Here is a 13,333-nt window from a genome sequence, read left to right on the forward strand (position 1 = left end):
GAACCTGAAACTGCTTATTTCCGGCGGAAGCGCACACCAACCCGGCAATCGCCGACTTCACCGCGTGCTTCGTCGCAGACGTTTTCCTGATATCCTTCGATCTTACGACCGTCGGTCATGGTCAGAATGAATTTGTAGATAAAATAGTCATTCTGAACAACTTTTGTGAGGTCGGTGCCCGTAAACGTTGCCATCTGACCAGCGGTTGATGTAATAACTTTCGGGAATTCCGTAACGGTCATAAACAGCTTGTCAGACGTACCAACCCGGCTGGGAAGCGGGAACTGTGTTACGCTCGGATAAATACCGCCTGGCTGCGAAACCACAATCGGATAGGCTGGATTACCTGTTGCTGGCGCTTTCACAAAACCCAGATAAACGTCGATGGATTTTACTTCGGTCTTGCCGAAACCTTCCCATTTGAGGGTGTACTCAAATTCCTGACTGGCCAGATTAGTAGCTCCCAGATCAAAAAAGGACGTATTGGCTGTAGCAAGTGTGGGAAGTGCCGATTTCGCCGTATTGACCGTTACCAGCGGAACCGCCGTATACGACCAATTCTCCCAAACGTAATTCTCAGTCTTACAGGCATCCAAGAGCAGAACAGCCAGTAAGGAACAGTATAAAGTGATATTTTTCATAATTATTGGTGATGTCAAAGCTCAGTAAACGGGTTCAGGTTTGATACCTGAAACCGTTTACTGAAGCGTTTATTTGTCCCAGAAAACAGGCGTTGTTTGTTGGGCAGTTTGAAGTTGATCGGCTTTGTCAGAAACGCTTGCATTGGTTGCCAGCTCGGTAATCGAGTAGGACAGACGTAGCGGGAACGTATTAAGCGGAGCAATCGGTGCAGGCAATGTCGGTAAACCCGTACGACGGTAATCGTTATACGATTCCATGCCGTTACCATACAGAGCGATATATTTTTGCGTCATTACCGCGCTCAGTTTACCGGCTGCATCGGCTGCATCATATTGAGCTGCCCGATTCGCCACAAACGACGTAATGGTGGCCGCAGCCATAGTAGGAGCAGAGTTTCCGGACGTAGTAGAAATCGTGTTGACACTGTTTAAACTGGCCGTAATACCATCCTGAAAAAGCTGTTTCGGGTCACCAGCAGTGCCCATTGTAAGGGCGGCTTCAGCCAGAATGAATTTAACCATTGCATTCGTGATGAACGGAAATACGCCAGCTCCCGTACCATCGGTATTGGTAACCACTTTAGGGGCACCCGTAGCGCCAGTGTTCGTAATGAATACGTTCGACGCGGTCAGGTTGTTGATAGGCGAATTGTCGTAAAGACCACCCGCCGGATACACACCAAACGTAGCTTTCAGCGCATTGTCGTTTGGAGAAGCCGTAGCATCGCCTGTATAGCGTCCGAAATAGCCGTTACCTGTTGGGGTGAAACCAACTGTGTAGTTCGACGTCTGGCGGAAGAAATAATACCGCATCCGGGGATCATCGGTGCCGAACAAACGCTCGATGAAATTTTGACTCATATAATAACTCTTACTGGCCTGATATTCAGTACGGTGCCAGGGATGGCGGTTTGCGGGTGTCTCGGTAGTGCCAAAACGGAAAGCGAAATCCTGCGCGTTGGTCGAAATCAACGGGGCATTGCTGCTCAACAAGGCTGCAATACCCGCTTTTGCTTTGTCGGCCTGAACCAGACGTATCTGATTGAAAAGCTTCAATTTCAACGTATTACCCATCCGTATCCACGCTGCTTTATCGCCTTTGTAGATAATGTCAGCAGTGGTTGGCTGGATGGCAAAATTGCCTTTGTTCGCATCGGCCAGACCGTCGTCGATCAATGTGAACAGCTTATCATAAATGGTTGCGCCACTTTCGAAAACCGGATCAGAAACCGATAATCCTTTCGTAGCATCGGTATACGGAATATCGCCCCACAAATCAACCATCAGGCTGTAGATATAGGCTTTCTGCAATTTGGCAATTGCTACATAGTCCCAGCGTTGAAGACGAGTACCTTCGCGAATAATGATTTCGATATCGTTCAACGCCTGCGTATACAGAGCATTCCAGGATTGCTGGTAATCAGTTCCGTCCTGAAAATTACGGCTGGTGTTGCTCGTATACAAATGCTGCATAACGATTGACGCACCCTGATTTACATCCCGCAGACTACCCGTCATCGAGATTTGCGTAGCGGGAAGCAGTAACTCCAGTACCGGGGTTGTCGGGTTGTTGGGGTCACCGTTAATTTCGACGAATTCTTTGCAGGCACCCGCTATTCCGAGCAGGCCAAGCAGTGAAATCGTTCGTATGAATTGAGTGAATTTCATAGGATAAAAGTTGATGTTTTTAACTTTCAGGCATTACGTTGAATTGTTGAACGTAATGCCTGAAGACGGAATGTATTAGAAACTAAACCGAAGGTTAACACCTAACCGACGGGTAGTCGGAATGCCGATGAAGTCGAATCCCTGTGAGTTACCCGCCCCTGTCGAACTCACTTCTGGATCGAAGTTCAGGTATTTCGGGAAGTTAGGAGCCAGATACCAGAGGTTGCGTCCGCTAACCGACAGAAATGCCGAGCCAAATGGGGTTTTACGTAGCCATGATTTCGGGAATTGATACCCCAGCGATACTTCACGAAGGCGGAATACCGTAGCATCCATAATGTTCACCTCGGCAGCACCACCCGGCCCGAAACCACCTGTGAAATAGTAGTCAGCAACGCCAATTCCGATGTTGTTCGGGATTTTCCTGCCTTCACCATCCAGCAGTGGTTTCAACGTATTCACATCGCCAAGTACACCCGGACCAACCAGAATCGCTTCCCGTTCTTCGGTATCACGCGTTACACCACGGCTCAACAGCTCGTAAGCGGTGAACGAGTACATGTCACCCCCTTTCTTCCAGTCGAACAAGGCACTGAGGGTTAGCCCTTTGTAGTTGAACGTATTAGTTACGCCAAGTATAAAGTCTGGGTTTGGGTTGCCGATAGGAGCCGTTTTGCCACTCAGAATGGGCTTCCCTGTGTTAGGGTTTACCAGAATATTTCCGACGTCGTCGCGAGCATACGTAGAGCCGCGAATCTGGCCATAAGGCTGCCCGGCAATGTGTACACTTCCCAGATCGGAGAATCCACCATACGGTAGTTCTTTCAGCGATCCTATATCCAGAACAATGTTCCGGTTTAGCGTAAACGCCGACGAAATGTTCCACTCGAAACCGTTTGACAGTTTAACCGGCGTAGCATTCAGACCAATTTCAACCCCTTCGTTCGATGATTTTCCGAGGTTAATTACTTTTTGGGTATAACCTGTTGACGGTGCCGCGTTGACCGTAAAGATTTGTGATGTACTGATTTTGTTGTAGTACGTAACATCTAAACCAATTCGGTTATTGAAGAACTGCAATTCAGCACCTAACTCAAGTTCGGTAATAAATTCAGGTTTTAATTCAGCATTGGCCAGCAGATCAGACTCGGTTAGTGAACTCTGGCCCATGAACGGCGATGCAATTGCACCTGTTGTAGAACCAGCTCCTAATACCGGGTTGGCGATGTAAACCGTTTGTGTCTGGTAAGGCGTAGCTTCATTTCCTACACGTGTATAACCTGCCCGGAACTTTCCAAAATTCAGAATATTCTTTGGCAGTTTGAACGCTTCCGTGAAAATCAACGACGCACTGGCACCTCCATATAGATAACTCCGATTGCTTGATGGCAGTGTGGACGATACGTCGTTACGTGCCACTACGTTCAGGAATGCGAAATTTTTATAATCGAGCGAAATGTCGGTGAAGAACGCAAAATACCGCTGTTTGAAATTGTTGCGGTTGTAAGGAAGTACACGAGGAATCGTTACGCTAGTGTTATTCAGTGAGTTAATGCCCCGGAAAATAATACCATCGCCGAATACAACCTGACGTTCGGTGAGTCGTTGGTTTACATTATTCCCGACAATGGCTTTAAAACCGATGTTTTCGCTGATTTGCTTGGTTGCGGTAATGAGCAACGTATTGTCCAGCTCCTGCCGATAAATGTTATCGTTGGTAATGTTTCCGTTCGGGAAATAATCGCCCCCTTTACCATTGACAACAACGCGCCGGTCGGTGTAGGCATTGAAACCGATGGTGTTTTGAACATTCAGCCACGGAAGCGGATCGAAACCGAGAACCATGTTACCATAATAACGATCTACTTTGCTCGTGGTTGGGCTGTTCACAACCGACCAGTATGGGTTGTCGGTACCTACGCGGTCATAGATGTTGTTGCCATTCAGCGGATTCGTGCTTGGAAAACCGGTTAAATCGTAGCTCGTTGGTACAAACATCAGGATATCCATGATCGATGAACCGCTGCCATTAGCTGCTGTAAGCTGCGGAGAAACCTGATCGGTATTCACGTAATTCAGCGAACCGCTAACGTAGAACTTGTTGTCTAACTGCGCATTACCGCCAATATTGATGCCTGTCCGGGTAATGTTATTCTCCCGAACTACGCCATTATTGCCAGTACGTGACAAGCCAACAGTCAGATTTCCTTTCTCTCCGCCAGTCGATACAGAGAGCGCATTTTCAAATACGTTACCAGTACGGAAGAAATTTTTGGCGTTGTACTGCGAATACGATTGGTAAGGAACCTGAATCGGCGTTGTGCCGTTGGCCTCATAAAACTGTGGAAACACAGTCGATGGATAGCGATTGTTGGTTGTGAGCGGGTGCGGAATAGTGGCCCGTGTCGGAATCAGACTGCTAACGCCCTGATACGGTGGCCCCCACGAACCAAATACACCACTACGGTAGTCGAAGTTGGTACCCTGACCATATAAGGTCTGATATTCAGGCAAACCCGCAACTGTTTCCGTTGCATAACCCATATTATAGGTTATTTCCAGACCTTTCCGGCTCTGACTTTTGCCTGCTTTCGTTGTTACAATGATTGCGCCATTGGCCGCCCGTGAACCGTAAAGAGCCGCAGCGGCAGCACCTTTCAATACGGTCATCGTCAAAATATTATTCGGATCTAAGTCGAATGCACGGTTGGTGATCGTTGACCCGCCTACGGTACCATCGGTACTGCCGAAACTTGAGTTGTCAAACGGAACACCGTCGACCACAAAGAGCGGTTGGTTGTTGTTACCCAGCGACGAATTTCCCCGAATGGTAATGTTGGTAGCTCCTCCAGCGGCCCCCCCAGACCCCTGAATGTTCACACCCGCAACTTTACCTGTAAGTGCACGTAGCGGGTCAGGTTCCGAACGTTGAGCCAGCTTCGTTGCATCCAGTGTGCTTACGGCATACCCCAATGCATTCTTGTCGCGTTTAATACCGGCTGCTGTTACCACTACTTCGCTAAGTTGTTTGGTATCAGCAATCAGTAATACGTCAATAACTTCTTTGGTGCCTACGACAATTTCCTGTGGCCGAAAGCCAACTGAAGAAAATACAAGCGTAGTGTTTTTGTCGGAAACGTTAATTTGATACGTTCCCTGCGCGTCTGTTACGGTGCCTAGTGTACCGCCCTTAATGGTGATGGTAGTTCCAGGTAGTGCTTCTTTGCCATCTGCATCACTCACTTTTCCGCGCACAATTTTCGATTGAGCTAGTGAAAAAATGGGAAACAATAAGGCAACAAAGAGTAAGTGTACCTTCATAGAGTTTTGGTTGTAGATGATTGAATTAGTTGGGGAGAGAGCAATTGATTCAGTAATATTAAAAATTTTTATTTTATTGAAAGGTATTTTTTTAGAATAAAATTTTAGAAAATACGATAATGTAAATATAGTCTTCTTTAAATTCAATTATATCAGTACACTTGGATAAGTAAGTGAAAATCCTGTTTTTGGTGATATATGAATGAACTGTCTTCAGGGATGGCGATAGGACCAATGTATTATTCAGTTATAAACGGCTGAATTATGGGCAGATTCCGCCGTTGATTGGTACACAGCGTAATAATCCCGAAGAAATCCATCGGGTCGTTTTTTTGATACAATTTGGTTCAGAGAGAATGGTACGTATCAGCTAGAATTTAAGCTTGAGCCGCAAACATTTGGGTGCTATGAAGGTTTTAACATTCATAATCAGGCCACCAAAACCATGAAAAATCTAACTCTGCTTTTGTTTCTGATTTCCTCAACCGCTTTTGCGCAGTCGGATGAGTTATTTAAAAAGGGAAATTCAGTTTATGTAGAGTCAACGTCGAAGAACGAAAACGTTCAGGAAACCGAAAAAGCGTTTACTCAGAGTCTGCGCGAATTAGGCTATTGGAATGTCGTATCAGATAAGAAGCAAGCTAATTACAGCATCAAGTTAGATGTTGAAGCCAGTAAAGGAATAACAGCGTTTTCGTGGGGTGGTACGTCTATTGGTTGTAGTGCCAAGATATATGACAAGAGCGATGCGGTTGTTTGGGAATCTGATACGTATAAAGTAAGCCCAAACGGAACCAACGGCTTCGATGCAAAAAAAGCGGCTGCACGGAAGCTAGCCAAGGCTATTGAACGTAAGGTTAAATAAACAGAGTCTATTCTAGTGTAGCTGTCAGTTTCTCGTTATACAAGTCCAGATTGTCAGTGTCGAAGCAAACGAATAGAATTTCCTGAATCGATGTTGACTTCTCCAGAAACTCCCGTACGGCAGCAATTGCTACGTCGGCGGCTTTATCTTTTGGATAGCCATAAATTCCCGTACTAATATTCGGAAAAGCGATGCTGGTCATTTGGCGTTCTGTAGCAATTTCCAACGACCGATGATAACAACTAGCTAGAAGCTTCGGCTCTCCATTTGTGCCGCCACGCCATACGGGACCCACTGTGTGGATTACGTATGGCGCCGGTAATCGATACCCTTTTGTTAGTTTAGCATCGCCGGTTTTGCAGCCGTGCAAAAGCCTACATTCGGCTACTAGCTCAGGACCAGCAGCCCGATGTATAGCACCGTCGACACCCCCGCCACCTAATAAGCTGCTGTTAGCCGCGTTTACAATTGCATCGACAGCCTGTTTGGTTATATCGCCTTGAATCACCTGAATAGTTGCCACGAGTTTACTGTAGATTCGTTAACCGCAAAGAGCGCAAAGACTACTCCTTAGCGAACTTAGCGTAAACCTTTGTGTAAAAGAGATTCTCTATTAACGACTGGTCTGTGAAACTGTTTTCAGTCTTACCTGACTTAGCTAATCACTTTCTTCGAGTGAAAAAATATGCTCGACAGGCTTACTAAAAACTTTAGACAGCTTGAGAGCCAATACAGTTGAGGGAACGTAACGACCTGCTTCGATTGAATTTATCGTTTGTCTACTAACTCCAATTCGGTCAGCCAGTTCAGCTTGTGAAAGGTTTTGTTCGGCCCGCTCAATCTTCAGTCGGTTTTTCATAACGTAAAGCGGTTGTTTCAAGTATAAGCCAGCGAAAACGAATGATGAAGACTAGTAGCACCGTGAACATATTATAAATCATAACATTGAAAAAAGCGGTGTCATAAACAGTCAGAATGGCAATGGCTAAAATAAAGTAATTAAAGTAGACGCTCCATTGCAAGGCTTCGAGCCGTAGCTGACTGATCATTTCATCTTCTACTTTCTCTTGTGAGAAGGCAATTAACATCAAACTTAAGATCATACCCATACAGGCTAGTTCGTCGGTCAGGTTTTGAGGGACATAATCACCAGGTATTTTCCAGATACCGAACAAAGTTGTTTCAACCGGTAGTTGAAAATTCATGTAAAGCGTGGCTAGTCCAAGTATAAGTGAATAAAAACAAGTAAACCGATTAGTCGGTATGAATGTGGAAACAACCATTTTGTTTTCATGAGAATGTAAAGTTTGTTTTACAGTCCTAACGTAAAACAAATTTGTCTTATTGTAAAGTATTTTTTACAATAAGACAAATGTATAACAGAGTTTATACCTGTAATCAGAAAAGAATGGCATCCGCCCATAATGCAGGGCTGGCAGGAAAAGCTACTGTTTCAGAACCCGTAAGGTTCGCTTTTTATCACCGGCAACTAGTGTCATTACGTATACACCAGCCGATAGACCGAGCGGAGGGAGCACAAAAGCCGCCAGCCCCGCAGATGTGTAGCGTCCTTGCCAGACAACTTTTCCTGTAATACTGGTCAACGTAGCGTCGAGTGGTACGTTGGCTTCAACTTCGCCCCATTGTATGCCCAATGGAGTTCCGTCAGTGAATGGATTTGGGTAAACCAGTAAATTATTATAGGATTCGGCCAGTGTGGAAGCCAGCTCGAAATTAGGAATACCGTAGCCTTGCTGATCAGTTGGTGTAGCGAACAAATTGCCAGATCGACGTAGCGTTTCGGTGATTTGCGTGGCCGTAAGTTGTGGGTGGGCCTGCCAGAAACCGGCTACCAAACCGGCTACCAGCGGTGTTGCATAAGACGTACCGTTGCCCTGTACAATCTGTCCGTTGGGGTTTCCTACAACCGTACCTTGCCCGCGTGCTGAGAGGTCGGGTTTGATCCGTTTGTCGGCCGATGGGCCGTATGAACTGAACAAAGCCGATTGGCCAGTTTGTGAAACCGCTCCAATCGAAAGCACAGACGCAGCATCGGAAGGGGCTGACAAATAACGCCATGCCGAAGCACCTTCGTTTCCGGCAGCAACCACCACAACCATACCTGTTTCGGTAGCAATCTGGGCTGCCCGACTCGAAAGTGCCGTCTTGCCGTCCATATTCTGATACGTATAATCAGTGTTGGGGTCATCGAACTCTGTATAACCCAGCGATGAGCTAATCACATCGACCCCCACACTATCGGCATATTCAGCACCAAATAGCCAGTTAGCCTCTTCGAGCCGACTTTCAGTGCTGGCATCTTCGGTACGTAGCAAAACGAATGATGCTTTATAAGCCGTGCCATATAGTTGATTATCAGCGGTGGCGGCAATGGCCGACAGACAGGAGAGGCCGTGGTAGTCATCTTCATAAACGCTGGTTTCCTTCTTCACGAAATCATACGTAGCGAGTATCCGATTTTCGTCAAAGAGCGGTTTCAGGAAACTCACCCGGTTGGCATTCAGAAATCCGGCATCCAAGACACCAATAAGCATACCTTCTCCGTGATACCCTTGCTGGTGCATCTTATCGGCACCAATCTGGGTAATCTGGGGCTCTGAAATCCCGTAATTCAATGGTGCAACTTCGCCAAATTTACTCAATGCATCCGGAACTTTAGGAGCTTTGCTACGTCCGCTGGCTCCGGCACGGGCATTGCTCAATGATCGTCCGAATTCCAGGCCGGTAACAAAGGGTAGTTTTTGAATCGTTGTTAACGTAGCGTCGGTGGTTTCAACTAATACGGCATTGAGCCAGCGCGATTGATACCAGATTTTAGCCCCGGTCTGACGTAGTTGAGTTATGTAACCGGGGTTAACAGGAAGATCACGTTCGAGAATGGCGATATTTTGTTTTTGACGACGTAATATGGCCCGTTGCGACAGAAACTTGTTGGGCTCATTCAGGCTATAGGGCGAGTTGGTTTTGTCGCGCAGAAGTACCAGATACTTCCGGGTTGTCTGGCCAAAGCTGACATGATTTGTCAGCAAACAAATAAAAAGCAACCAGCGAAATTTATTCATAACCATAGGTGCGTACGCGGTGAATCTGTCGAGTACCATAATCTATCTGATTACGACCAATGCAGGCTGGCGATGACGAGCAAAACTGAAGTTGCGTTCGCTCCTGGTAAATCAGACCAACCTGCCGGGCATATACATCAATACGTTTATCCTGAGAAATCAGCGTTGAATCGTTCTGTTCAACAATCGTTACGGTATTATCGAACTTTTTATCCTGTACGTAAAACGATGCCTTTACGTTGCGCGCCGTATACGTATCAACACCAAGTATATTACGTTGGTTACCATCCCAGCTTAATTCATTATAAACGGGGAGGAGTAATTTAATAAAATCGCGCCCATTTTCAGTCCGAACAAACTCATTATTACTTATACGCACCGACCAGATGGAGTCGGCCTGCCACGGCTGACGCTCATCGGAGCGACGAAAACGCAGGAGTCGATAGGCTGTCTGGCCTGTTACGTCCTTATATGCCTCACCAATAACGTCTTTTCGTTGATAAGAAAGATGAACGGGTTGGGCATTGAGCGCGTAGCGTTGTTCCTCTACGTCATAGGTAACGTAGTGTCCTGTCTGGAGGGGAACGTACTGATTATCGTTCAAAGCCGGATCTGTGGTTGGAGACTGGCAATTTGAGAGAGCAAACAACGTAGCGGCACCCGCCAAAAGCTTATATAGCCGTAACTGCATAAGTAAATAGGAATAGAATTAACTGGCTATCACGTTGTCGATCGGACAGGCATAGCCGTCCATTTCTTTCATATGGCAGGCCAGTTGCTCAATAAAGGCGGTTGTATAAGGAGGCTGCTTTTTATTCTTCAACGTAGCGGCATACCATGTTCGCAGAATACGTTTTTCGGTAATGCGTACCGTTGATAGTTGACCCATTTGCAAATAAGGCCGAACCACCCAGGTAGGCATAACAGCAACGCCAAGCCCAGCTTTTACCATCTCCAAAATGGCTTCGGTCAGTGTAATTTTATATACTTTTTTAGGTCTGCGATTTTTAAAAATCATCATGAAGTTTTCGCTTTCCTCGTCCGGAATATTATACATGATGTAGTTGTAGGCTGCAAATTCATTCAGTTCAACCCAGGAACGCCCTACCCAAGGATGGTCGGGTGCAACGATCGCCACAAATTCATCCTGAAAAAGCGGAGTATAGGAAAATTTCGGATTTTGATCGCCTTCGGTAATAGCCACGTCTATCATGTTGGCCGATAGATGTTTAATAGCGTCCTGTGTGGCAGCTTCAAGCTCGACTTTTATATCCACTCGGGGATATATTGTCTGAAACTCCCGCAGAAAACCGGCCAGCCAGTGATAAGAGGTGTAGCATTGGGTGCAAAGTCGAATTTCGCCTGCTTCTTTATCCGTAATACACCTGACTTTGGCCCGCGTTTCGGCAACCTCCTGAAGTATCTTCTCTGCCGCCTGCAAAACGATTTCGCCAGCCTGAGTAAGGAGCATCTGCTTTTTGTCGCGGATGAATAGCTGCGTATCGAAATAGCTTTCTATTTCTTTCAACTGATGGCTCAGTGCTGATTGGGTCAGGAACAACTGATCGGCGGCTTTGGTCAGATTACCACTGCTTGCAACCTCCTTTACCATCTGAAGATGTCGAATTTCCATAATGAATATTATTCATGATTTCCACAAAAATAATTCGTTTTGTTAATATATCAAGAACCGCCAACTTTGAAACCGTAAACAATAACTAATGAACATTTTGTATGAAATCAGTAGTAAAAACAGTAGTGAATGGGCTGATAATTAGCCTGATTCTGACAGGTAGTGTTGTAAGAGCACAAGCTGTGAAGCCAGATTTAGAAGCGTTGCCAGAGAGGCAATCCTTCGAAGTCGGTACGTATATGGGCGCTAACCAAACGCTAAACCTGATGCTATTTGTTCTTGAACCAAAGGGGGTTACGTTGACGGTCAGGAATACGAAAAACGACATTATGCATGAACTGTATCTGAAGCGGTCGCCGAGGGCATATCACCAGAAACTAAACTTCGAGGGAAGCAAACCCGGAACCTATCGGCTGGAAATTAGTGATGGCCGGAAAACGGTGGTTCGCCGAATTGAGGTAGTGGATATCCCGGCAATTGAATCGCAACGATACGTTACGTACTCTATTCAGCCAAATCGCTGATACGTTATTAATACACCAATAAACCTGATAAATTGACATAAGTCATGAATACGAACGTAACAAAAACTGCTTCTCCGCTTCTGGTTATCAGTGCCTTTACGATTGTCTACATCGTTTGGGGGTCTACGTATTTTTTCATACAAATGGCCATTCATGATTTTCCGCCATTGTTGCTGGGCGCACTACGTTTTTTTGTTGCTGGCGCGCTTATGCTAGGTTGGGCCTATCTGAAAGGTGAACAATTATTCCATAAAAAGAACATCATTACGTCGGCCGTGGTCGGTACGCTGCTGCTGGTAGTCGGTAATGGCGTAGTTATTTGGGCCGAACAAACTCTACCCAGTGCGTTGGTAGCCATTTTAGTATCATCGGCGCCGATCTGGTTCGTTTTGCTCGATAAGGCCAACTGGAGTGTCAACTTCAAAAGTAAATCGACGTTGCTCGGTCTTGCAGTAGGTTTTGTTGGGGTAGTTCTGCTGTTTGGCGAACAGTTGAATAGCATGCTGAAGCAGGGCGCACCAGAATCAAAACTGATCGGAATGTTTTTGTTGGTTATTGGGGCAATTTCCTGGTCATCAGGGTCACTTTACTCAAAATACCATCCTTCAGAGGGGGCACCAACGGCTAGTGTAGCCTGGCAAATGCTAATTGCGAGTCTGGTGTTTTTGCCGGGTAGTCTGCTCAATCATGAGTTCGACAAAATTCAATGGAATCACGTATCCGTTCAAGCATGGCTGGCATTAGGGTATCTGATTCTGTTTGGCTCCATTATCGCCTATAGCGCGTATGTGTGGCTGCTGAGCGTTCGTTCTGCGACTCAGGTCAGTACGTATGCCTATGTAAATCCGGTGATTGCGCTGATACTAGGGGTGGTATTTGCTCATGAAACAATCTCGCTGTTGCAAATTATTGGGCTGGCTATTATACTGGGAAGTGTATTGCTGATAAACTTATCGAAGTACCGTAGTGAAAAGGGCGAAAAGCCAACCAATTCTGTTTCTGAACGTGAGACGCCCTTAACTTTAAGGAAAAGCAATGCTCTTTAAGCCTTAAAAAATACGGCTCCAGGCAAAGCGAATAATGAGAAGTATGGCCACAAAACCAACAGCAATATACGTAAACGGAATATACGTGACGGCGTAAATACGGGTTCGGTCAACGAGCCAAAGGATGCCTATTACGGCGGTAATAAGCGTTAAAAAGCCTGATAATTTACCAAAGCCAGGAATATAATTGAATGGTATTTTCCGCCGGATAAGCATCAACGTAGCAACCATGGTCAGAATAGGGAGAATCTGTAAGGCAAGATTCATTTCCCAGATACTTTGTCGCTCAAATAAAAAAAGGTAGATGTTGAGGGTAAATGCAAAAACGCCCGGTATACAGGCTAAATAAACCAGTACGGCATAGACGTAGCGCCATTTCCAGATGTCCTCGGCAGTTTGGCCCGACCATAAATTTACCAGAAAAGCTCCCGTCGGCACCGCCATCAGGAGTACGAAAAGTAAAGCAGGTTGGCCCGAAAGAGCCGCAAAAACGTCACGGAGAGTCATAATGGGTAAATGACTGAATGACTGAATGATAGAATGAATGAATAC

General features: G+C 45.9%; 13 protein-coding genes. 3 read left to right on the top strand and 10 right to left on the bottom strand.

Features of this window, described 5'->3' with window-relative positions:
* Nucleotides 1–14 precede the first annotated feature (14 nt).
* From ACYVD4_RS06350 to ACYVD4_RS06360, 3 genes are all read right to left on the bottom strand, one after another.
* On the bottom strand, nucleotides 15–641 hold the full coding sequence (locus ACYVD4_RS06350; RefSeq protein ID WP_460943559.1) for a hypothetical protein: 627 nt from the start codon (nucleotides 639–641) through the stop codon (nucleotides 15–17).
* 69 nt (nucleotides 642–710) lie between these two features.
* A complete protein-coding gene (locus ACYVD4_RS06355; protein ID WP_460943561.1) occupies nucleotides 711–2,309 on the bottom strand; it encodes a SusD/RagB family nutrient-binding outer membrane lipoprotein in 1,599 nt (532 codons plus the stop codon).
* Nucleotides 2,310–2,384: 75 nt separating this feature from the next.
* Entirely contained in the window at nucleotides 2,385–5,630 is a 3,246-nt protein-coding gene (locus ACYVD4_RS06360; protein WP_460943563.1) for a SusC/RagA family TonB-linked outer membrane protein, read from the bottom strand.
* A 445-nt stretch (nucleotides 5,631–6,075) separates the two neighbouring features.
* Here ACYVD4_RS06360 and ACYVD4_RS06365 point away from each other — a divergent pair, with 445 nt between their 5' ends.
* A complete protein-coding gene (locus tag ACYVD4_RS06365; RefSeq protein WP_460943565.1) occupies nucleotides 6,076–6,495 on the top strand; it encodes a hypothetical protein in 420 nt (139 codons plus the stop codon).
* Between the two features lie 7 nt (nucleotides 6,496–6,502).
* On the opposite strand, the gene ACYVD4_RS06370 is transcribed toward ACYVD4_RS06365, so the two are convergent.
* The 6 genes from ACYVD4_RS06370 to ACYVD4_RS06395 all read right to left on the bottom strand — a co-directional run bounded on the left by ACYVD4_RS06370 (nucleotide 6,503) and on the right by ACYVD4_RS06395 (nucleotide 11,211).
* The gene (locus tag ACYVD4_RS06370; protein ID WP_460943567.1) at nucleotides 6,503–7,018 is read right to left on the bottom strand and encodes an O-acetyl-ADP-ribose deacetylase; all 516 of its coding nucleotides are present in this window, start codon (nucleotides 7,016–7,018) and stop codon (nucleotides 6,503–6,505) included.
* A 135-nt stretch (nucleotides 7,019–7,153) separates the two neighbouring features.
* Nucleotides 7,154–7,354 carry a helix-turn-helix transcriptional regulator gene (locus tag ACYVD4_RS06375; RefSeq protein ID WP_460943569.1) on the bottom strand — a complete coding sequence of 67 codons (201 nt, stop codon included), beginning with the start codon at nucleotides 7,352–7,354 and terminating at the stop codon, nucleotides 7,154–7,156.
* The gene (locus ACYVD4_RS06380) at nucleotides 7,332–7,700 is read right to left on the bottom strand and encodes a hypothetical protein (RefSeq protein ID WP_460943571.1); all 369 of its coding nucleotides are present in this window, start codon (nucleotides 7,698–7,700) and stop codon (nucleotides 7,332–7,334) included. Before ACYVD4_RS06380 ends, ACYVD4_RS06375 begins: the two co-directional genes overlap by 23 nt.
* Nucleotides 7,701–7,940: 240 nt before the next feature.
* Entirely contained in the window at nucleotides 7,941–9,584 is a 1,644-nt protein-coding gene (locus ACYVD4_RS06385; protein ID WP_460943573.1) for a S8 family serine peptidase, read from the bottom strand.
* The gene (locus tag ACYVD4_RS06390; protein WP_460943575.1) at nucleotides 9,571–10,269 is read right to left on the bottom strand and encodes a hypothetical protein; all 699 of its coding nucleotides are present in this window, start codon (nucleotides 10,267–10,269) and stop codon (nucleotides 9,571–9,573) included. The genes ACYVD4_RS06385 and ACYVD4_RS06390 overlap by 14 nt, the downstream gene beginning before the upstream one ends.
* An 18-nt stretch (nucleotides 10,270–10,287) precedes the next feature.
* On the bottom strand, nucleotides 10,288–11,211 hold the full coding sequence (locus ACYVD4_RS06395; protein ID WP_460943577.1) for a LysR family transcriptional regulator: 924 nt from the start codon (nucleotides 11,209–11,211) through the stop codon (nucleotides 10,288–10,290).
* A gap of 101 nt (nucleotides 11,212–11,312) precedes the next feature.
* Here ACYVD4_RS06395 and ACYVD4_RS06400 point away from each other — a divergent pair, with 101 nt between their 5' ends.
* Both ACYVD4_RS06400 and ACYVD4_RS06405 read left to right on the top strand, forming a co-directional pair.
* Nucleotides 11,313–11,735, top strand: a complete 423-nt coding sequence (locus tag ACYVD4_RS06400) for a hypothetical protein (RefSeq protein WP_460943580.1) — start codon at nucleotides 11,313–11,315, stop codon at nucleotides 11,733–11,735.
* Between the two features lie 44 nt (nucleotides 11,736–11,779).
* On the top strand, nucleotides 11,780–12,781 hold the full coding sequence (locus ACYVD4_RS06405) for an EamA family transporter (protein WP_460943582.1): 1,002 nt from the start codon (nucleotides 11,780–11,782) through the stop codon (nucleotides 12,779–12,781).
* A 3-nt stretch (nucleotides 12,782–12,784) separates the two neighbouring features.
* Here ACYVD4_RS06405 and ACYVD4_RS06410 read toward each other — a convergent pair whose 3' ends face one another.
* A complete protein-coding gene (locus ACYVD4_RS06410) occupies nucleotides 12,785–13,288 on the bottom strand; it encodes a hypothetical protein (protein WP_460943584.1) in 504 nt (167 codons plus the stop codon).
* Nucleotides 13,289–13,333: the final 45 nt, after the last annotated feature.

The organism is Spirosoma daeguense, from assembly GCF_054776875.1.

Excerpts from the sequence above, each read along its gene's own strand:
- ACYVD4_RS06380 (WP_460943571.1), bottom strand. The coding sequence starts at position 7,700 with ATGAATTTTCAACTACCGGTTGAAACAACTTTGTTCGGTATCTGGAAA.
- ACYVD4_RS06390 (WP_460943575.1), bottom strand. The coding sequence starts at position 10,269 with ATGCAGTTACGGCTATATAAGCTTTTGGCGGGTGCCGCTACGTTGTTT.
- ACYVD4_RS06375 (WP_460943569.1), bottom strand. The coding sequence starts at position 7,354 with ATGAAAAACCGACTGAAGATTGAGCGGGCCGAACAAAACCTTTCACAA.
- ACYVD4_RS06405 (WP_460943582.1), top strand. The coding sequence starts at position 11,780 with ATGAATACGAACGTAACAAAAACTGCTTCTCCGCTTCTGGTTATCAGT.
- ACYVD4_RS06385 (WP_460943573.1), bottom strand. The coding sequence starts at position 9,584 with ATGGTTATGAATAAATTTCGCTGGTTGCTTTTTATTTGTTTGCTGACA.
- ACYVD4_RS06355 (WP_460943561.1), bottom strand. The coding sequence starts at position 2,309 with ATGAAATTCACTCAATTCATACGAACGATTTCACTGCTTGGCCTGCTC.
- ACYVD4_RS06360 (WP_460943563.1), bottom strand. The coding sequence starts at position 5,630 with ATGAAGGTACACTTACTCTTTGTTGCCTTATTGTTTCCCATTTTTTCA.
- ACYVD4_RS06410 (WP_460943584.1), bottom strand. The coding sequence starts at position 13,288 with ATGACTCTCCGTGACGTTTTTGCGGCTCTTTCGGGCCAACCTGCTTTA.
- ACYVD4_RS06350 (WP_460943559.1), bottom strand. The coding sequence starts at position 641 with ATGAAAAATATCACTTTATACTGTTCCTTACTGGCTGTTCTGCTCTTG.
- ACYVD4_RS06400 (WP_460943580.1), top strand. The coding sequence starts at position 11,313 with ATGAAATCAGTAGTAAAAACAGTAGTGAATGGGCTGATAATTAGCCTG.
- ACYVD4_RS06395 (WP_460943577.1), bottom strand. The coding sequence starts at position 11,211 with ATGGAAATTCGACATCTTCAGATGGTAAAGGAGGTTGCAAGCAGTGGT.
- ACYVD4_RS06365 (WP_460943565.1), top strand. The coding sequence starts at position 6,076 with ATGAAAAATCTAACTCTGCTTTTGTTTCTGATTTCCTCAACCGCTTTT.